General features: G+C 66.9%; 14 protein-coding genes and 1 pseudogene. 5 read left to right on the forward strand and 10 right to left on the reverse strand.

The genetic code is table 11. The features are described from left to right. Positions 1-78: 78 nt before the first annotated feature. Positions 79-846: an IclR family transcriptional regulator gene (locus tag GO592_RS34025; protein WP_009475828.1), complete on the reverse strand. Its 768-nt coding sequence runs from the start codon at positions 844-846 to the stop codon at positions 79-81. A 238-nt stretch (positions 847-1084) separates the two neighbouring features. On the opposite strand from GO592_RS34025, the gene GO592_RS34030 reads away from it, so the two are divergent. Continuing rightward, positions 1085-2263, forward strand: coding sequence for an acyl-CoA dehydrogenase family protein (locus tag GO592_RS34030; protein ID WP_007299837.1), 1179 nt, complete (start codon positions 1085-1087; stop codon positions 2261-2263). Beyond that, positions 2263-3351, forward strand: a complete 1089-nt coding sequence (locus GO592_RS34035; protein ID WP_007299838.1) for an acyl-CoA dehydrogenase family protein — start codon at positions 2263-2265, stop codon at positions 3349-3351. Before GO592_RS34030 ends, GO592_RS34035 begins: the two co-directional genes overlap by 1 nt. A gap of 229 nt (positions 3352-3580) precedes the next feature. Here GO592_RS34035 and GO592_RS34040 read toward each other — a convergent pair. Beyond that, positions 3581-3733 (reverse strand): annotated as a pseudogene (locus tag GO592_RS34040) (transposase); the annotation flags it as partial. A 219-nt stretch (positions 3734-3952) separates the two neighbouring features. Between GO592_RS34040 and GO592_RS34045 the strand changes: the two are divergent. Then, the gene (locus GO592_RS34045) at positions 3953-4459 is read left to right on the forward strand and encodes a mycothiol transferase (RefSeq protein ID WP_005564483.1); all 507 of its coding nucleotides are present in this window, start codon (positions 3953-3955) and stop codon (positions 4457-4459) included. Here the strand turns inward: GO592_RS34045 and GO592_RS34050 are convergent. Beyond that, complete coding sequence (locus tag GO592_RS34050) at positions 4444-5676, reverse strand: oxygenase MpaB family protein (protein ID WP_007299839.1); 1233 nt, start codon at positions 5674-5676, stop codon at positions 4444-4446. The two genes, GO592_RS34045 and GO592_RS34050, sit on opposite strands and share 16 nt — an antisense overlap. Positions 5677-5817: 141 nt before the next feature. Between GO592_RS34050 and GO592_RS34055 the strand changes: the two genes are divergently transcribed. Further along, positions 5818-6444: a TetR/AcrR family transcriptional regulator gene (locus GO592_RS34055; protein WP_007299840.1), complete on the forward strand. Its 627-nt coding sequence runs from the start codon at positions 5818-5820 to the stop codon at positions 6442-6444. A gap of 26 nt (positions 6445-6470) precedes the next feature. On the opposite strand, the gene GO592_RS34060 is transcribed toward GO592_RS34055, so the two are convergent. The 7 genes from GO592_RS34060 to GO592_RS34095 form a co-directional block, all read right to left on the reverse strand. Then, positions 6471-8843 carry a serine/threonine-protein kinase gene (locus GO592_RS34060; RefSeq protein WP_007299841.1) on the reverse strand — a complete coding sequence of 791 codons (2373 nt, stop codon included), beginning with the start codon at positions 8841-8843 and terminating at the stop codon, positions 6471-6473. A 342-nt stretch (positions 8844-9185) separates the two neighbouring features. After that, a complete protein-coding gene (gene tkt, locus GO592_RS34065) occupies positions 9186-11351 on the reverse strand; it encodes a transketolase (protein ID WP_202715069.1) in 2166 nt (721 codons plus the stop codon). Positions 11352-11984: 633 nt separating this feature from the next. Beyond that, a complete protein-coding gene (gene fgd / locus GO592_RS34075; RefSeq protein ID WP_172651881.1) occupies positions 11985-12998 on the reverse strand; it encodes a glucose-6-phosphate dehydrogenase (coenzyme-F420) in 1014 nt (337 codons plus the stop codon). 40 nt (positions 12999-13038) lie between these two features. Then, positions 13039-14040: a class II fructose-bisphosphatase gene (glpX, locus tag GO592_RS34080; RefSeq protein WP_128642699.1), complete on the reverse strand. Its 1002-nt coding sequence runs from the start codon at positions 14038-14040 to the stop codon at positions 13039-13041. After that, positions 14037-14987, reverse strand: a complete 951-nt coding sequence (gnd, locus tag GO592_RS34085; RefSeq protein ID WP_257226422.1) for a phosphogluconate dehydrogenase (NAD(+)-dependent, decarboxylating) — start codon at positions 14985-14987, stop codon at positions 14037-14039. Before gnd ends, glpX begins: the two co-directional genes overlap by 4 nt. A gap of 55 nt (positions 14988-15042) precedes the next feature. After that, entirely contained in the window at positions 15043-16473 is a 1431-nt protein-coding gene (locus GO592_RS34090; RefSeq protein ID WP_202715227.1) for an aldehyde dehydrogenase family protein, read from the reverse strand. An 82-nt stretch (positions 16474-16555) separates the two neighbouring features. Beyond that, the gene (locus GO592_RS34095; RefSeq protein ID WP_202715070.1) at positions 16556-18022 is read right to left on the reverse strand and encodes an aldehyde dehydrogenase family protein; all 1467 of its coding nucleotides are present in this window, start codon (positions 18020-18022) and stop codon (positions 16556-16558) included. Positions 18023-18305: 283 nt separating this feature from the next. Here GO592_RS34095 and tal point away from each other — a divergent pair, with 283 nt between their 5' ends. Continuing rightward, positions 18306-19583, forward strand: coding sequence for a transaldolase (gene tal, locus GO592_RS34100; protein ID WP_172651878.1), 1278 nt, complete (start codon positions 18306-18308; stop codon positions 19581-19583). Position 19584 lies beyond the last annotated feature (1 nt).

Here is a 19584-nt window from a genome sequence, read left to right on the forward strand (position 1 = left end):
AAGAGAGATCGCGTTCGTCCGACATCTTGTGAGAACGTTCGTGCACTCGGCATTCGCACGGAGTCGCGCGCCTGGCGGTCAGCGAAAGCCCCACTCCTCGGCGTGCCGGAGACAGATCTTAGCGAGCTCGTCGCGCCGCTCTATGATCGTCTCGCGAACGCCGACCACACCGAGTGTGGCGATGGTTCGGCCGCGTTCCCGGAGAGCCACCGACACGCCGTCACCGCGTTCGACAGCCACGCCCGGGGCGGCACACACGCCGGTCGCCCGTAGTGCCTCGAGGGCGTAGAGGAACTGCTCGATGTAGTCGGCGTCGGCCACCGGGCGGGAGTTGAGGTAGGCCCAGATGTCGCGCTGCTCGCGGTCGGCCAGTAGCAGCCACCCCGCGGACGTGCGCAGCAGGGAGCGCCGCAGGCGGTTCTCCGCCAGGTACGCGTACTCCGGTTCAGAGGAGACGTGGTCAACGTAGAACAGGTCGTCGCCCACCGAGGTGGACAGCGCGATGGTCAGTCCGGCCTCGGCGTGCACTTGCTGGAGCTGTTCGTGACTTATCGACGTGACCGGGGGGCGTCCCGCGATGACGTTGAGCAGGTAGGGCGCTGTACCGAGGGTGTAGACACGGTCGCGTTCGTCGAGGTAGCCGACGGCGACGAGACCGTTGAGCAGCCCATGCACCGAACTCACTGGGGCGTTGAGAGCCTTTGCCACGGCCGTGAGGGTGAGACCGGCACCGGAGCGGGCGACGAGTTCGAGGATTGCCGCGACCCGGTCGATCATGCGATGGCGGGGACGCTCGGGAACCTGCTCGAAAGGTACGGCTCCGGCGGCCGGAGAAGTTTCCGTCATTGCGAAAGCGTAGCAATGCATTCGCGCTCAACAGATAGCGTATATACGTAGTCTGCTTCGCTATTGTGTATCTCTGGCGTTTCTGGGACACTTTCCAAGTGATGCGGGGCATCCTCCGCGGCAGGGCGACCCGCGGTGTGGACTAACCCTTGATTTGACTGTGCGCACTCCCCGAACAGCGGCACAGTCGACCCCGATCGCCCGGGCGCCGCCCGGGCAGGACTCATCAGGAGGCCCCATGAGTTCGACTCTCGCGCCACCGACCACGGTGGCGACCGATGAGATGAACGCCCTGCGTGCCGAGGTACGCGCGTTTCTCGCCGAGGAGGTCGACGCCGGGCGGTTCATACCCTGGATCGACACCTGGCTCACCCGCTGGGACGAGGACTTCACCCGACGCCTCGCCGAACGCGGCTGGGTCGGGATGACGATCCCCACGGAGTTCGGTGGCCGCGGCCGAACCCACCTCGAGCGCTTCGTCGTCACCGAGGAACTGCTCTCCGTGGGCGCCCCCGTCGCCGCGCAGTGGGTCGCCGACCGACAGATCGCCCCGTCCCTGCTTCGCTACGGTACCGAGGAGCAGAAGCACGATTACCTGCCCCGCATCGCCGCCGGCGAGTGCTGCTTCGGCATCGGCATGTCCGAACCGGACTCCGGCTCCGACCTGGCCAGTGTCCGCACCAAGGGCGTTCAGGTCGACGGCGGCTGGCGGATCACCGGGACCAAGGTGTGGACCTCCGGGGCCCAGCACGCGGAGGCCTTCATCGCGCTGTGCCGCACCGAACCGCTCGACACCTCGCACCGTCACGCGGGTCTGAGTCAGTTCATCGTCGACCTGCGCAGCGAGGGCGTCACCATCCGGCCGATCGTCTCCCTCTCGGGGGACCACCACTTCAACGAGGTCGTCCTCGCGGACGTTTTCGTGGCGGACTCAATGGTCTTCGGCACCCTCGGTAACGGTTGGGAACAGGTCAACTCCGAGCTCGCCTTCGAGCGCAGCGGCCCTGAACGGTTCCTCTCCTCGTTCCGCCTGTTCGCCGCGGAGATCGGTGCGATCTCCACCGGAGCCCTGCCCGAGCGCAGCGACCTCGGCCGGACCGTGGCCCGGATGGCCGGACTGCACAACCTCAGCCAGAACATCGCCGGCGCGCTGCAGCGCGGTGAACCCGCCGACACCCCGGCAGCCCTCGTCAAGCTGCTCGGCACCGCCACCGAGGGTGACATCGTCGACACCGTCTCCACCCGGCTCGGCGACGAGCTGGCACCCGGTTTCGCCGGCACGAACGGCACCGCCGCGGTCGCCGAGATCCACGGCCTGCTGCGCGCGGGCCTCCACCAGCGCCCGGGCTTCACGCTCCGCGGCGGCACCAACGAGATTCTGCGCGGCGTCATCGCGCGGGGACTGGGGATGCGCTGATGACCACCGCCACGACCGTCGACCTCTCCGTCGACGAGGACCTGCAGGCGATGCTCTCCGACGTCGTCTCCGGTTTCTCCGGCCCCGACGTCCGGCCCGACGCCGACGCCGTGTGGTCGACACTGCGGGAGGTCGGCGTCGCCCGGCTCACCGCGCCCGAGGACGCCGGAGGCAGCGGAGCCGGCTGGGCCGAAGCCGCCGCGCTCCTGCGCACCGCGGCTGCCGCCGGTGTGGCCGTCCCGTACGCCGAGACCGACCTGCTGGCCGGGCCGCTCCGGCGCGCCGCCGGGATCGACGACTCGTCCGACTCCACCGCCACCGTCGCGCTGCTCGATTCCTCGGGGACCGCGCACGGTGTCCCGTGGGCCGGTGCCACCGCCACCGTCGTGTGCGTGCGCCCCGCCGGCGATACCCACGAGCTCGCGGACGTGCCAACCGACCGGTTGACGATCACGACCATTGAGGGCATCTCGGCAGTGCCGACCGGCTCTGTCACCGTCGGTGAGGGCATCTCCTGGTCACCCGTACCCACCGCGGCCGTCGAGGCGTACGTCCTGCGCGGCGCGCTCGCCCGTGCATTGCAGTGCGTCGGCGCGATGGACGGCATGCTCGCCTCGGCGATTGAGCACACCACCGCCCGCAGCCAGTTCGGTCGCGCCCTGGCGAAGTTCCAGTCCGTGCAGAACCTCGTCGTCGACATCGCCGCCGAGTCCGTGCTGGCCCGCGCTGCCGTGGACACCGCGCTCGCCGACGCCCTCACCGACGACCTCGACGGCGAGCTGTCCCAGTTCCGCGTTGCGGTCGCGCGCAGCGTCGTTTCGCAGGCCCTGGCCGTGGCGGTGCGCAACGTCCACCAGGTGCACGGCGCGATCGGGACCACCCACGAGCACACCCTGCACCGGGTCACCCTTCCCGCCCTGCAGTGGCGCGGCGAGTTCGGGTCACCGGCGTTCTGGGAGAGGTTCCTCTCCCGCGCGGCCATTGTCGGCGGCATGGACGGTGCGTGGCCGATGGTCGCCGAGGGCGCCCGCGTCGAGGACGCCGCGAGCCGGTACCTCGACGCCGTGATCGCAAGGTCCGTGTCATGAAAACGGAAGCGCCACGATCTCCTCCGCAGCCGAGCCTTCAGCTCCCTACTCGAGGCCGAACGCAGAAGCCAACCACAGCCGACACCCTCACACCTCCGCCCAACCCGCGTGCCGGGGCTGCTTTCGGGATCTGCACATCGACCCCCGCGGACACGGCGACAGCGGGCTTGCACGTCGAAGATCAACGACACGCCGATCAGTGGGAAAACCTCAGGCAGCAGCACGAAACTCCGGCCCACAACCCTGGGGGTACCTCCCGCTCGCGGGGGCGGATCTCGCGTTCTCCGGCGGTGGTGACGCCGATCGCGACATAGATAGGCCGGTTGGCGACCTGACCGTCGCGGATCTTGACGTGGATGGCATCGACGAACATGACGGGATACCCGCGGCCACGGTCACCGACCTGACCGAGACGATCAGTACCCGAGCCACGCATACCGCGATCTCCGGAAGCCGTGACGCTCGGCGGTTCGGATCGTCACCGGTGTAGCCCGGCCGTGGTGGTCAGCGGCCGCCCGGGGTACTGGGGACATGTCGTGCCGGTTCTGTGAGCCCGAGGGGGTCATAGTGGACGTGATGTGAACACGACGAAAGGAAGATCGTGGACCATAGCGCGCTGTTGACCGACGCCTTCGATCGCATTCAGGAGACCGTGCATTCCACGCTGGCCGATCTCCCCGCCGACGCCCTCACGTTTCGGGTGGACGCGAAGGCGAACACCATCGCCTGGCTGATCTGGCATCTGACGCGAGTGCAGGACGACCACGTCGCCGGTGTCGCGGGCACCGCGCAGGTGTGGACGTCCGGCGGGTGGGTGGAGCGCCTCGACCTCCCGTTCCCGGTTGCCGACATCGGCTACGGGCACTCCGCGGACGAGGTGGCGAAGGTGCGGACCGGCGCCGACCTCCTGCGGGGGTATCACGATGCCGTACACGACCGCACCGTCGATTACGTCCAGTCGATCGGGCCGGACGACCTCGACCGGATCGTCGACGAGAACTGGGATCCGCCAGTCACTCTCGGTGTCCGGTTGATCAGCGTCGTCTCCGACGATCTGCAGCATGCCGGGCAGGCGGCATACGTCCGCGGCATCTACGAGCGCCGCTGAACCCGCGACGACGTCTCGTTGGCGGCGAGCCACGCCTCCACTCGCCGCCGGGAGCGTCGGCCGACGCGTTCGCGGACGGCCGGACTCACTCGGGCCGCACCGTGCAGCGTCCCGTTCCCCACCAGTGCCAGCGGAGCGAACCAGGCGGGCACGACCGGCAATCCGAGTTCTCGCATGCCGCGCTTGCCGGAGAACATCCGCTGGATGCTGAGCAGGCGCTGGCGGTTGAGCCGGCGTCGCAGGGACTGTGCGTGCGGGTAGTGGAACGTGGCCCACGACTTCTGCAGTGAGTCGGCCAGCACCCTCGAGTTCTCGTCGGGGCCGGGAGCGAATATCCCGATCTGGCACATGTTGCGGCGTCCGGTGTTCTCGTCGTCGACAAGCCAGTGCTCGTCGATGCCCATCAGCCAGCCGATGTACCGCCACAGGTGCATGACGTCGCGGCCCTCGTCAGCGGAGACCCACACCCCCAGCGACCGGAGTCCGACGAGGAACGTCGTCGAGAAGAGGGCGAGCGTCCCGGCCTGATCCGACTGGTTGATCGGCATGCCCCAGTCGGACACGTCCCAGCTCTCGTCCTGCAGCAGGGTCAGATTGACGAACGCGTGCATCAACCGCACGTGGACGGACAACTGCCAGCCCCGGCGGTCGCGATCCATGCCGCCGGGCAGGACGCACTCGTACCACCACCGCACGGTCTCGGCCACGCGCTGACCGGCGCCGTCCCCGACGAGCCTGCCGGTGGCCACGAGTTGGCGGGAGGTGGCCGCGCTGCGGTAGCCGTTCATCAGCGAACCGGTCGCGAGCAGGTCGAGTCCGGTCATGCCACTGCGGAGGCAGACGGCGGCCCCGTGCTCGAGGCGGCGGTCGTCGACCCACGACGGCCGACTGTCCACTGCATCGAAGAACGCGACCAGCGGTGGCGCGGCGTCGGGCACGCTGCCGATGCCGTCGGAGAGTGCCCGGGAGAACTGGGCCATCGTCACGGTCTTGTCGACGAGGACGGCCCGCGCCAGTGCGGCACCGATCTCGTCCTGACTGACCACCGCCCGGGCGTGGAGTTCCCGCTCCGCCGCGGTGGGTGTCGGGTCGCCGTGCACGAACCGCGACAGCGTCCGCATCGAGCGCCGACCCCACTCCGAGTCCATGTCGAACCGCCGCGGCGGGGTGAAGTCGGAGAAGCCGGCCGCCGACTCCCGGGACTGGGTTTCTGTCATTGCGGTGCACTCGATTCGGTAGTCGAGAAGGGGGCGTCTTTGTGCCTCAGCCCCCGTTCGAGGGGCTGTGAGTTACAGTTCACCCCACCGAATCGGACGGGTACAAGTCGCATTGTGAGGCAGATCGGGAGGGTTCAGCGAATGGGCACTGGCCAGCGGAAAGACCCCTCTCAGCAGCGGTCGCAGGAGACTGTCGCGCGCATCCTGTCGGCAACTGGTCAGGTTTTGCGGGCCAAGGGCTACACCGGCTGCAGCACGAACGCCATCGCGGAGGCCGCCGGCATCTCGAAGGGATCGGTGTACCAGTATTTCGCGAACAAGGACGAGATCATCGAGGTCCTGATCGACAAGATCATGGAGGAAACCACGGCTATGTTCGGGACGCAGCTCGAGCACGCCGTCGCGAAGGGCACGTTCCTGAAGGATGCGGCCCTGCAGTCCCAGCTTCTCGCAGTCCTGGACAGGTATCGCGACATCCTCGGTTCGCTGCTCAACGACGCGCCGCACCTGGCCCTCACCGCTCACCGTTCGGTCCGCATCGAGGAACGGTGCCGCGACCTGTTGCGTACGTATGTGACGTTGAATCCGTCCGCGATCGGTCCGGGGGTCGACCTCGACGCGCTGCTGCTGGTGCTCACCGTCAGTTACCGGGAGGTGAGCCTCGAATACCTCCGCCGCGACCTCCGCGACCGGCGAAATGAGCTGGCCACCGTCCTCTACGACATGACGATGGGGGGCCTCGCCGGGCGCGCGACACGCGGGGTGTAACGCGGAGGGGGCTTCGGGAGAAATACCTAGTGAGCCCATGGCGCTGTCGGACCCCGACCCGGCAGCGTCAGGGGCCTTCTTTTTGCGCTCCTCCCGCCGCCGCCCGGTCGGCGACCCGGCACCTCCAGCCACACGACCCTTTCGAGCGCGCGCAGATCGCTCTCGATCCGCCGGAACAACTGGTACACGGCGATGAAGGCAAAGATGCCGCCCAGACACAGCGCGCGCACCGTCGCGTTCACGGCGTCGCCGGTGGTTCCACCGACGAAGCTGAGTCCGGCGACCCCGATCAACGGGACGGCCGCCGCGACGGCGAGGTACCGCGGCATGCCTCGGCCGAGGGCCCGGATGTTGCGGCCGTCGCTTCCGCGCAACTCGCCGTGCGACAGCAGGATCGGGTAGAGGCACCGCACCGCGTAGAACGTCAGGATGAAGAAGGGGTAGGCGAGCGCGACCGCCCCGCACACGGCGAGCGACGCGAGGAGTTGCGTGTATGCGCCCAACGAAATCCCGCCGGCGGTGATCTCCAGGGCGACCGGGTAGGCGACGCCGGCGACGACCCACAACCCGAAGCTGACAACGACCGCGCGATGGCCGAGTCCGAGCGTCGTGGCTCGCGCCTTCTCCAGCACCCCGGAACTGTAGGTTCTGCCGTTTCGGAGGCCTCGCGGCACCGTGAGCGCGAGTCGACACCAGTAGACGATGAGCACTGCGCCCAGCGGGAATGCGATCCCGCCGATCACCAGGTGCACGAACTCGAGATCCTGCTGCGCCTCGACGGGCAGCGTCGCGATGATCAGCACTTTGTTGTAGTAGTAGTTGTATCCGGCTGCCAGCAGGTTCGGGATGCCGACGGCGGCGATCACGATCGGAAGCGCCCACCGCCACATCGTGGACCGCACGCTTCCCGGTGCCGGGTCGACGAGATCGCGGGCGTGCGGGTCGAGGCACAGCGCGAACTGCCGTGTCAGCTTCCGGCCACTCGACCACCGGTCGTCCCGGTCGGGTGCGAGCGACTTCACCAGGATGCGCCGCAGCGCGGCGGGACAGTCCTCGGGGAGCGCGGATCGTTCCGGGTCCACGCCCCGGCGTCGGGACTCGAGAAGAGCCTGAGGCGTCGGCGGGGATGTGGTCCCGTCGTCGTCCGGGAAGGGCCGGGCCCCGGTCAGCAGTTCCCACAGCATGACGCCCAGCGCGAAGATGTCGCTGCGGGTGTCGAGGTCGGACGCGGTTCGGCGGGTGCTCGGGTCGATGACCTCGAGCTGTTCGGGCGACATGTACGCGACGGAGCCGCCGATGAATCCTCCGGCGCCGCGATTCTCGACGCTGTCGCTCGAACTGACGTTGAAGTCGGCCAGTTTGGGGATGCCTTCGAGTCCCAGCAGTACGTTCGCCGGTTTGATGTCGCGGTGCAGGACGCCGTGCGCCCGGGCGTAGTCGAGTGCGTCGGCGAGCCGCAACCCGATCCACGCGACCGTCTCCGGCCACGACAGTGCGGCGATCTCGTCTCGAACACTCGAATACTCGGGCCGGATCTCGCCTCTCTCCTCGAGGATCCGGTCGACCGAATCGAGCAGCAGCTGTCCGGATCGCTGCTCGGGCGGGGTCTTGCGGACCAGCCGCACCACGTCGAGGAGCGTGCCGCCGGGGACGTATTCCATGAACAGCACCCGCAGCCGGCGGTCCTCCAGCACCCGCTGGTCGTAGACGCGGACGATGTACGGGTGGTCGAGCTGCGCGAGTGTCTGCGGCTCGTTGCCGATGTTGCGGGAGATCTTCAACGCCACCCACCGCTGCATCGAACGCTGCCGGGCGAGGAACACCCGCGCGAACGCGCCATGACCGAGTTCCATCATCAGGTCGAAATCGTCGAGGCGCTCACCGACGTCGAGGTCGTCGCCCGGACCGAGTTCCGCGGTGATGGTCCGCCGGTCCATGCGGCGGTCGTGTTCGAGGAGGGTCTCGAACCGGGCCGCCTGCTGCGGATACTCGGCGACGTACTCGGCGGGATCGACGTCGGCGCCACTCTGACGGCGGACCCGGTACTCCAGGTAGACGAGTTCCGGTGGCAGTGGTTCGGCGAGCAGCTCCGGGAATTCGAGGCAGTAGTCGGCGATGCGCTTCGGGCTCCCCGACCGCAGCCACCGGTACTCGAGGTCGACTTTGATCAGCTCGATCAGCGCGGCCCGCCTGATCGCAGCCGTGTCGGGGAGATATTCGGTGAGCTCGGCCGGCGAACCGGAAGACTCCCAATCCGCGACCAGGCGCTCGACCCCGCTTTCCACGACGAACACCGATTCGGCGCCCGACGTCGTCGTCGACGGCAGCTGAGTGTCCTGACCCAGTTCGGTGGGCGGCCCAGACGCGACCGTCGAATCACTCGGCGGGCGATCGTTCATGGCGGTCCGATTCCGGGCGGTGCAGATTCCGGGAGGTGCAAAGGGGATGTACTTGCCAGGGTATTCCTGACGGTGCGTGCTGGGTACGGAACAGCGGGCCGGCCTTCACGGGTTCCCGGCGGGTCCGGAACCAGTGCGAGGGGTGTTCACCTATGGCGAGCAATGATGTGGTCCTTGGTACCTCCACGAACTGAACGGGCAGGTAATCACGCTCGAGGGCCCTTCATCACATCTGATTCCGCCCCGAGCATCTCGATGGAGCCCCGCTCCACCAAGTCACATTCACGACCAACGGACCAGAACTGAGAGGTTTGCGTGTGGGGTCAGGCACTGTGTGCGTAGTCAGTTCGCTCTGGTCGCTGCGGTAGGACTGCACGTCAGCGGAGGCGGAGCGTGCAGAGAGCGCTTCACGCGTGCGAGTGAGCGCTGTGCGGCGGCGGTGACGGCTTCGGCGGTGAAGCCGAACTCGCGGAACAGGGTCTTGTAGTCGGCGGAGGCGCCGAAGTGCTCGATGGAGACGATTTCGCCTGCGTCGCCGACGAAGCGGTGCCAGGGCATGGCGATGCCGGCTTCGACGGAGACCCGCGCCTTGACCGTCGGGGGGAGGACGCCGTCGCGGTAGGCCTGGTCCTGGGCGTCGAACCATTCGACGCAGGGCATGGACACGACCCGGGTGGGGATGCCGTCGGCCTCGAGGGTTTCGCGGGCGGCGACGGCGAGCTGCAGCTCGGACCCGGTGCCGATGAGCACGACCTCCGGTGCGCCGGTGGAGGCGTCGGCGAGGACGTAGCCGCCGCGGGAGACACCCTCGTAGCTGGTGCCCTCGAGGACGGGCAGGTCCTGGCGGGTCAGGGCGAGGCCGGCGGGAGCGCGGGTGGCCTCGTCGGCGCCCTTCTCGAGGACGGCGCGCCAGGCGTGGGCGGTCTCGTTGGCGTCGCCGGGTCGCACGACGTACAGGCCGGGGATCGCGCGCAGCGCGGCGAGGTGCTCGATCGGCTGGTGGGTGGGCCCGTCCTCGCCGAGTCCGATGGAGTCGTGCGTCCACACGTAGGTGACCGGGGTCTTCATGATCGCGGCGAGCCGCACGGCGGGACGCATGTAGTCGCTGAAGACGAGGAAGGTGCCGCCGTACGGGCGGGTCGGCCCGTGCAGCGCGATTCCGTTGAGGATTGAGCCCATGGCGTGTTCGCGGACCCCGAAGTGCAGGGTCCGGCCATACGGCTGGGCCGTCCACATCCGGGTGGAGATGGCTTCGGGACCGAAGGAATCGGCGCCCTTGATCGTGGTGTTGTTGCTCTCGGCGAGGTCGGCGGAGCCGCCCCACAGTTCGGGGAGCACCGGTCCGACGGCGTTGAGGACGGCGGCAGACGCCTTGCGGGTCGCGACTCCCTTGGGATCCGGCTCCCAGGTGGGGAGGACGTCGGCCCAGCCGGCGGGCAGGTCGCGGCCGATCAGACGGTCGAGCAGCTTCTTGCCCTCGGGGGCGCGCTGCGTCCACTCGTCGTACTGGGCCTGCCATTCCTTGTGTGCCTGCGCGCCGCGCTCGACGACCTTGCGGGTGTGGGCGATGACTTCGTCGGCGACCTCGAACGTCTTGTCCGGATCGAAGCCGAGAGCCTTCTTCACGGCCGCGACCTCGTCGGCACCGAGGGCGGCGCCGTGCGCCGCGCCCGTGTTCATCTTGGTCGGTGCGGGGAAGCCGATGATCGTGCGGAGCAGGATCATCGACGGCTTGTCGGTGACCTCGCGGGCCTTGTTCAGGGCCTCTTCGATGGCGACGACGTTCTCGCCACCCTCGACGATCTGCACGTGCCAGCCGTACGCCTCGTAGCGGGCGGCGGTGTCCTCGGACAGCGCGATCGCGGTGTCGTCCTCGATGGAGATCTTGTTGTCGTCGTAGATCAGCGTCAGGTTGCCGAGCTGCTGGACGCCGGCGATGGAGGAGGCCTCGGAGGTGACGCCCTCCTCGATGTCCCCGTCGGAGGCGATCACGTAGATGTGGTGATCGAACGGGCTGTCGCCGAGCGCGGGCTCGGGGTCGAAGAGGCCGCGCTCACGGCGGGCGGCCATGGCCATGCCCACGGCGGAGGCGAGTCCCTGACCCAGCGGACCGGTGGTGATCTCGACGCCGCGGGTGTGGCCGTGCTCGGGGTGTCCGGGGGTCTTCGAGCCCCAGGTGCGCAATGCTTCCAGGTCGTCGAGTTCGAGCCCGTAGCCGGCGAGGTACAGCTGAATGTAAAGGGTGAGACTGGAGTGCCCGCAGGACAGCACGAACCGGTCGCGGCCGATCCAGTCGACATCGGTGGGGTCGTGGCGCATGACGCGCTGGAAGAGGGTGTAGGCGAGGGGGGCCAGGCTCATGGCCGTGCCGGGGTGGCCGTTACCGACCTTCTGCACCGCGTCCGCGGCGAGCACCCGGATGGTGTCGACGGCCTTGGTGTCCAGTTCGGTCCAGTCGGCGGGGTGAACCGGTTGCGTGAGGACGTGGATGTCGTCTGTGATCGACACGGGCAGAAGTCTCCTATTGCGGGGTGGGAAATATGGGCACTCGATCGCCGCCGGTGCCGGGACTGATTCTGGCCGTCCATTTCTCGACGGGTGGTCTGGACTATGTGTCAGGAGTAGAAACCTGGCCGGTCTTCTTACTCAGACGACCGGCATCGACCATGCGCTGTAACAACGGTGGCGGGCTGTGCTGGCATTGCTGTCGAGTCGTCCCGACTTGACAGCACGGGCGAGGGACGACTGGGTACAGTCCGTTGCGGCATTGGCCGAGGTGGTGTCGCGCTCGAGAATGGTCGCTGAAACACCGGCTCGTGCAACTACTTCCGCCATCCCTTCCCCATTATTCCGCCGGCGATGACGCCCACTCTCTTCACGTGATCTCCTTGGTCTTCAGGTTGGTCGAGCGACTGGATCGGCTCTCGGGCAGAGTAGTTGGGTGCCCGGTGAAAAGTCGTACAGCGGCGCACCAGGCGATGGCGACGAACGGCCCGGGTGAGTGGTGGGAATTTCCCGCCACTCCGTAGGGCCGAACACCTGGTGCGCCGCAGACGGTCATCGCACTGTCTATGGCTGGACGTGTGCGGTGACGGTCACCGCGGTGTCTGGCTGGATGGTGCGGTGACGGGCTGGGGTGAGCTAGCCGAGCCGGCGAAGCCGGGGTGCCAGGTCACGCTCGAACAACTCGAGGAAGCGCTTCTGATCGTGACCGGGAGCGTGGAAGACCAGGTGGTTCAGCCCTGCGTCGATGTAGGGCTTGATCGCCTCGACCACTTCGTCCGGGTCGGCGCCCACGATCCACCGCTTCGCGACCTGCTCGATGGGGAGCGCATCCGCGGCGGCCTCCATCTCGATCGGGTCGGTGATGTCATGTTTCTGCTCGGGTGTCAGGGACAGCGGCGCCCAGAATCGGGTGTTCTCCAGTGCCTGTGCGGGATCGGTGTCGTAGGAAATCTTGATCTCGATCAGACGATCGATGTCCACGAGCTTCCGTTCGGCCTTCTGTGCGCCCTCGGCGACGGCTGGCATCAACTTGTCGTTGTAGAGCTCCATGCCCTTACCGGAGGTACAGATGAATCCGTCACCTGCACGACCGGCGTAGCGGGCGACGACCGGACCGCCTGCCGCGATGTACACCGGAATGCCCTCTACGGGAACGTCATAGATCGAGGCGCCGGTGGTGCGGTAGTACTGACCTTCGAAGTCGACCCGGCCACCCTTCCACAGTTCGCGCATGAGTTGCACGGATTCGCGCAGGCGGGCAAAGCGTTCCTTGAAATCGGGCCAATCGCCTTCGAACCCGGTCGCGATCTCGTTGAGCGCCTCACCGGTGCCGACCCCGAGCATCACCCGTCCGGGATAGAGCAGTCCCATCGTGGCGAATGCCTGAGCGATGACTGCGGGGTTGTACCGGAATGTCGGTGTCAGAACCGAAGTGCCGAGCTGGATCCTCGTGGTCCGCTCACCGACGGCCGTCATCCACGCCAGGGAGAACGGGGCGTGGCCACCCTTGTGCCGCCACGGCTGGAAGTGGTCGCTCACCATGGCGCTGTCCAGTCCATGACTTTCGGCGAGCACTGAGAGTTCGACCAGTTCACGTGGGCCGAACTGTTCCGCCGACGCCTTGTACCCGAGCTTGAGTTCTGCGGTCATGTGCGTTTCCTGCTTTTCTGTGTGTGTACGAAGTGGGTCGTCAGCCGTGGAAGTCCACCGCGGAGTACTCACGGAGTTTGTTCAGACTGTGTTGTCCGTCGATCATCCGGACCGTGCCGGACTTGGATCGCATGACGATCGACTGGGTGGACGCTCCGCCGGCGGCGTATCGGACCCCGCGGAGGAGGTCACCGTCGGTGACGCCCGTCGCGCAGAAGAACACGTTGTCTCCGGAAACGAGATCTTCGGTATGAAGCACCCGGTCGAGGTCGTGGCCTGCGTCGATCGCTCGCCGGCGTTCGGCCTCGTTGGTGGGGGCGAGCCGTCCCTGGATCGCGCCTCCCATGCATCGCAGGGCCGCTGCTGCGATCACGCCCTCGGGGGTGCCGCCGATCCCCAGCAGCATGTCCGGTGCCGAACGTGGATCCGCGGCCGCGATGGCGCCGGCGACATCTCCGTCCGCCAGCAGTTGGACCCTGGCTCCGGCGTCTCGCACGGTATTGATGAGGTCGCCGTGGCGGAGCCGGTCGAGTACGGCCACTGTTACGTCCGAGACCGACGACTTCTTCGCTCGTGCCACCCGTCGGATGTTCTCGTGGACCGGCGCGGTGATGTCGATGACGTCGGCGGCATCGGGACCGACCGCGATCTTCTCCATGTAGAACACCGCAGACGGATCGAACATCGTTCCGCGCTCGGACACCGCGAGCACGGCGATGGCATTGGACATTCCCTTGGACATCATCGTCGTGCCATCCACCGGGTCGACCGCGACATCGCACTCGGGACCGTCGCCGGTTCCGACGCACTCACCGTTGTAGAGCATGGGGGCGTTGTCTTTCTCTCCCTCGCCGATCACGACGACTCCGCGCATGGTCACGGAATTGATGAGCTGCCGGATTGCGTCGACTGCGGCGCCGTCGCCGCCGATCTTGTCGCCCCGTCCCACCCAGCGTCCAGCGGCCATCGCGGCTGCTTCCGTTACGCGGACCAGTTCGAGGGCGAGATTGCGGTCCGGCTTCTCCCGGCGGCTCACTGTCATCGGGCCGCTGCCTTCACCTGATCGAGTGCAGCGTCTGCCCTGCTCGTGGAGTGTCCACCGAACTGATTCCGAAGGGCGGAGACCGCCTTCATCGACGGTGAGGTCTCTCGTCTGCTGGCGAACCGGGCGAAAAGTGCAGCCGAGATGACCGGTACCGGAACGGCATTGCGGATGGCCTCTTCGACGGTCCACCGGCCTTCTCCGGAGTCTTGGGTCCAGCCGGAGATCCCGGACAGCTCGGGATCGTCTTTGAGGGCGCGCACGAGGAGGTCGAGGAGCCACGATCGCACCACGGTGCCACGGCTCCAGGCCTCGATCACTGCCGGGACGTTCTCGACGAGTTCCGTGGCCTCGAGCAGCTCGAAGCCCTCAGCGTACGCCTGCATGAGGCCGTACTCGATCCCGTTGTGCACCATTTTTGAATAATGGCCTGCTCCAATGGGTCCCGCGTGTACAAATCCTTCGCTACGCGGGCCTTCCGGGCGGAGGGCGTCGAAGAGCGGCATCGCCCTGTCGACGTGTTCCTCGGATCCGCCCACCATCAACGCGTAGCCGTTCTCGAGACCCCAGATTCCACCGGACACACCGCAGTCGATGTACCCGATCCCTCGCGCGTCGAGCGCCTTCGCGTGGTGGATGTCCTCGCTGAAGCGGGAGTTGCCTCCTTCGATGACCAGGTCGCCCGGAGAAAGCGCCTGTGACAGGTGCGTGATCGTCTCCTGCGTCGGCGCACCCGCCGGAACCATCACCCAGACGATGCGCGGTGGGGGAAGTGCCTCGACGAGCGCGTCGATGGACGAGACGTCGGAGCTGTTGACGTGCGGGTCGTAACCGAGAACTTCGGTGCCCGAACGGCGGAGCCGTTCGCGCATGTTGAAGCCCATCTTTCCCAGCCCGATAAGCCCGATCTGCATAGCGTGGAGCCTTTCCGAATCGACAGAGCACAACCGGTGGGGGAGGCCGAGCCCCGTGGGCACGCGTGCTCGACCCCCCGTGGGTGTGTCAGTTCTGGTTGTCCCCGAAGATGGCCTTCACCTCGAGGAAGTCCTCCAAACCGAACTTGCCGAATTCACGACCGTTGCCGGACTGCTTGTATCCACCGAACGGCGCATTGGCGGCCAGCGGGGCACCGTTGAGGTGCACCATTCCGGTCCGCATCCGCCGAGCGACCTTCCGAGCACGTTCGGGGTTTCCGGAAGACACCATGCCGGCGAGCCCGTATTGCGTGTCGTTGGCGATGCGCACCGCGTCGTCCTCGTCTTCGTAGCCGATGAACATCATCACAGGCCCGAAGATCTCCTCCTGCGCGATCGTCATGTCATTGGTGACGTCGGCGAAGACGGTGGGCTTGACGAAGTAACCCTCCTGCAGCCCGTCCGGGCGGCCGGTGCCACCGACGACGAGCGTGCCGCCCTCGTCGATGCCCTTCTGGATGAGTCCCTGGATCTTGTCGAACTGTGCCTGCGACACCACGGGACCGACGGTCGTGCCCTCCGCATCCGGAGCTCCGACGACGATGGTGGACGCGGCTTTCTTTGCGATCTCCACAGCCTCGTCCATGCGATCCGCGGGGATGAGGATGCGGGATCCGGCGTTGCAGGACTGGCCCGAGTTCACCACCATGCCGGTGACGTCGCGAGTGATGACGTCCTCGAAGTCGGCGTCGTCGAGCACGATGTTGGCCGACTTGCCGCCGAGTTCCTGGGCGACGCGCTTGACCGTCGGGGCCGCGTTCTTGGCGACCTCGACGCCGGCCCGCGTCGACCCGGTGAACGAGACCATGTCGACTTCGGGGTGCGCGGACAGTGCCGTTCCCACGGTCAGGCCATCACCGTTGACGAGGTTGAAGACGCCTGCGGGAACACCGGCTTCGTCCAGGATCTCGGCGAAGATGATTGCGTTCAGGGGCGCGATCTCCGACGGTTTGAGCACCATCGTGCATCCGGCTGCCAGGGCGGGTGCCACCTTGGCGACGATCTGGTTGAGCGGCCAGTTCCATGGGGTGATGAAGGCGCAGACGCCGACCGGCTCGCGCACCACGGTCGTGGTGTCGATCTTTTCCTCGAACGTGAAGTTCTCGAGGGCGTCGAGCGTCGCCATGAAGTGCCCGAGACCTGCCGGTGCCTGAGCGGCCCCCGCGAGGCCGGTGGGCGCTCCCATCTCGCTGGTGACGGCGGCCGCGAGGTCCTTCATACGCCGCTTGTACACCTCGATGATCTTCTCCAGCAGGGCGATGCGCTCGGCCGGGGTGGTCGACGCGAAGCTGTCGAACGCCGTGCGTGCGGCGGTGACTGCGAGGTCAACGTCCTGCTCGTTGCCCATCGCGATGGTGGCGATCGGCTTCTCCGTCGCCGGGTTGATCACCTCGAGCGTCTTCGAGCCGATCGGGTCTACCCAGGTGCCGCCGATGTAGAACTTCTGAGTGTGGTCCATCATTTTCCTCCGTCGAAGTGTTGGTGGTGCTGAAAAGTGCTGGGGCCAAGCGATTGATCTCGAAAATGTGCGATCGCCCCCGTCAGTTCGGCGATCTGAGATAGACCGTTTTGGTGGTGGTGAAGAACGTGCGGGCAGCCTTTCCCTGCTCACGATTCATGCTGCTCGAGGCCTTGACTCCGCCGAACGGGACGTGTGGCTCCACACTCGCCGTCTCCCGATTGACATGCACCAGGCCGGAATTGATCCGGCGCACGAACTGCATGGCTTTGGAGATGTTCGATGTGAACAGCGAGGCCGACAGGCCGAACACGGTGTCGTTCGCCGCGGCCAGCGCTTCGTCGAAATCCTCGACCTCGGTCAGGACGAGCACCGGGCCGAAGATTTCCTCCCGCACGAGTCGGCTGGACGGGGCCACACCGGTCAGCACTGTCGGTTCGAGGAAGCAACCCTCACCGTCTGCCGTGCCACCGAGCAGGATGTCCGCACCCTCCTCGTGCGCGAGCCGAAGGTACTCGACCACGGTGTCGCGTTGCTCCGGTGAGGACATCGGCCCGATGTCGGTGGCCTCGTCGTACGGGTTGCCCACCACCAGTCGGTTGACCTGGGCGAGCAGCAGTTCGCGGAATTCCGTGGCCACCGGGCGCTGAACATACACGCGACTGGTGGCCGTGCACCGCTGTCCGGCGGCCAGCATGGCTCCGCGAACGACCTGCACGGCCGCATCCTCGAGTTCGGCGTCCGCCAGCACGATGGCGGGGTTCTTGCCGCCGAGTTCGAGTTGCACCTTGACGTTGCGGTCTGCGACCGCCTCACGGAGGCGGACACCGACACCGTTGGATCCGGTGAAGGTCAACGCCGCCAATCGGTGGTCCCCGGTCAACGAACCGGACAGGGAACGGCCCTTGCCGGTGACCAGATTGAGCACACCGTTCGGCAAACCCGCCTCGGCGAAAATCTCGGTGAGCAACACCGCGCTGCCTGACGCCACTTCGGCGGGCTTCCACACCACGGAGTTTCCGAATGCGAGTGCGGGAGCGATTTTCCACGTCGGAATCGCGAACGGAAAGTTCCACGGCGTGATGGCGCAGACGATCCCGAGGGGTTGCTCGACGGTGAGCAGTACGGTCTCGGGGTCTGCGCTCGGGTAGGTCTCGCCCGAGGGCTGCAGCAGATCGCCGGCGTAGTAGCGCAGGATCGCAGCGCTGCGCAGCACCTCGCCGCGGGCGTCGCGGATGGCCTTGCCCATGTCGGCGGTGAGCCGGCGAGCGGCCGTCTCTACCCTGGCCTCGAGCAGGTCGGCTGCTCGGCGCAGGACATTGGCGCGTTGGACGGCAGGTGTGGCCGCCCATCCCGGCTGTGCCTTCTCGGCCGCGTCGTAGGCGCGGCGGACGTGAGCGGGAGTCGCCGACGCGAAGGTGCCCGACGGGCGATCTGTCCCGTATGGCTCGAATCGTTTAAATGTCTGTTCCGAGGTGCACCATTCGCCATCGATGAAGAGCGTCGCGGCGCCGTCGAGGAGCGTTGCAGACGCAGAGGTGTTGGACATGGTCACCTGACCTGGGGCATGGAAGGAGTCGAACGTGGGATTTCGGTTCTTTCACCTGCGGCGATGTAGCGCGACGACGTTCTAGTAGGTGTGTCGCGTCCGGGAATCCCGCCGGGGTGTCCGAGTCGGAGCGTCATCGCGGCGATCAGACCGGCCGAGGCGCTCAGGGAATCGTGGGCCATGAGGTTGTCAGGGGCATTCGGCATGTGATGAGATTACCTCCCAAGTAGAAACGTTTACATAACAATATGTGCCCATGCCGGAACGGTCAAGGAGACTTCGAATGAGAAACGATCGAGGGCGCACTGTTCGCCCCCACGAGTACCTCGACACCGACGAAGGGCCGGCGCGGGAGGAGCGCAACTCTGCGGAATCCCCGGCCGCGTCCGGCCCTCTCCAGCGGCTGTCCGCCGCCGGCGTTGCAGTGTGGCTCGACGATTTGTCTCGTCACCGCCTGGCGTCGGGGAGCCTGGACGCACTCGTGCGAAACTGGTCCGTGTGCGGCGTGACCACCAACCCGTCGATCTTCGAGAACGCCCTGCGGTCGGGTGAGGCCGCCTACGGTGAGCAGTTCCGTGAGCTGGCGATCGCGCGGGCGGATGCCGCCGAGGCCGTACGAGCGTTGACCACCACCGACGTTCGCTGGGCCTGCGAGATTCTGCAGGAGACCTACGAACGATCCGGCGGTGCCGACGGATATGTCTCGATCGAGGTGGACCCCTACCTGTCGCGCAACGTGCCGGGCACCGTCGCAGAGGCCCGCGACCTCTTTCGCTCGATCGGCCGCCGCAACGTCCTGATCAAGATTCCGGCGACGGCCGAGTGCCTTCCCGCCATCACACAGACGCTCGCGGCCGGCATCGGCGTCAACGTGACGCTGATCTTCTCTCTCGAACGTTACGAAGGCGTCCAGGACGCGTTCCTCACCGGTCTCGAGCAGGCCCGCGCGAACGGCCACGACCTGGCCGGAATCCAGTCGGTGGCCTCATTTTTCATCTCCCGAGTGGACACGGAAGTAGACCGGCGCCTCGGCGAGGACGCTCGCGACTACCTGCGCGGGGCGGCAGCGATAGCAAACGCCAGGCTCGCCTACGAGAAGTTCGAGACGATGCTGCTCAGTCCTCGATGGCGCGCGCTCGAGGCCGACGGCGCCCACCCGCAGCGCCTCCTGTGGGCATCCACGGGTGTGAAGGACCCCGCGTACTTCGACACCCGGTACGTCACCGAGTTGATCGCCGCCCGAACGGTGAACACGATGCCGGAGGAGACGCTACGCGCCGTGGCCGATCACGGCGTCGTGGACGGCGACAGTATTTCCGGTACATACGACACCTCGCGCACGGTGCTCGACAAGCTCACGCTCGCCGGAGTCGATTACGACGACGTCGTCCGTGGGCTCGAAGCGGAGGGACTGCGGAAGTTCGAGGTCGCCTGGAATGACCTCACCTCGACCGTCGCGCTGCTTCTCGACGACGCCCGCGCGCAGATCGACCGGTCCCGTATCCCAGCACAGATACCACCGTCGTTCCCTGTCACGGCGGTCCAGACTCGAGAAGTGTGAG

Source organism: Rhodococcus sp. 21391, from assembly GCF_016772255.1.
Classification (GTDB): domain Bacteria; phylum Actinomycetota; class Actinomycetes; order Mycobacteriales; family Mycobacteriaceae; genus Rhodococcus_F; species Rhodococcus_F opacus.

Excerpts from the sequence above, each read along its gene's own strand:
- GO592_RS34025 (WP_009475828.1), bottom strand. The coding sequence starts at position 846 with ATGACGGAAACTTCTCCGGCCGCCGGAGCCGTACCTTTCGAGCAGGTT.
- GO592_RS34030 (WP_007299837.1), top strand. The coding sequence starts at position 1,085 with ATGAGTTCGACTCTCGCGCCACCGACCACGGTGGCGACCGATGAGATG.
- GO592_RS34035 (WP_007299838.1), top strand. The coding sequence starts at position 2,263 with ATGACCACCGCCACGACCGTCGACCTCTCCGTCGACGAGGACCTGCAG.
- GO592_RS34050 (WP_007299839.1), bottom strand. The coding sequence starts at position 5,676 with ATGACAGAAACCCAGTCCCGGGAGTCGGCGGCCGGCTTCTCCGACTTC.
- GO592_RS34055 (WP_007299840.1), top strand. The coding sequence starts at position 5,818 with ATGGGCACTGGCCAGCGGAAAGACCCCTCTCAGCAGCGGTCGCAGGAG.
- GO592_RS34060 (WP_007299841.1), bottom strand. The coding sequence starts at position 8,843 with ATGAACGATCGCCCGCCGAGTGATTCGACGGTCGCGTCTGGGCCGCCC.
- fgd (WP_172651881.1), bottom strand. The coding sequence starts at position 12,998 with ATGACCGCAGAACTCAAGCTCGGGTACAAGGCGTCGGCGGAACAGTTC.
- glpX (WP_128642699.1), bottom strand. The coding sequence starts at position 14,040 with ATGACAGTGAGCCGCCGGGAGAAGCCGGACCGCAATCTCGCCCTCGAA.
- GO592_RS34090 (WP_202715227.1), bottom strand. The coding sequence starts at position 16,473 with ATGGACCACACTCAGAAGTTCTACATCGGCGGCACCTGGGTAGACCCG.
- GO592_RS34095 (WP_202715070.1), bottom strand. The coding sequence starts at position 18,022 with ATGTCCAACACCTCTGCGTCTGCAACGCTCCTCGACGGCGCCGCGACG.
- tal (WP_172651878.1), top strand. The coding sequence starts at position 18,306 with ATGAGAAACGATCGAGGGCGCACTGTTCGCCCCCACGAGTACCTCGAC.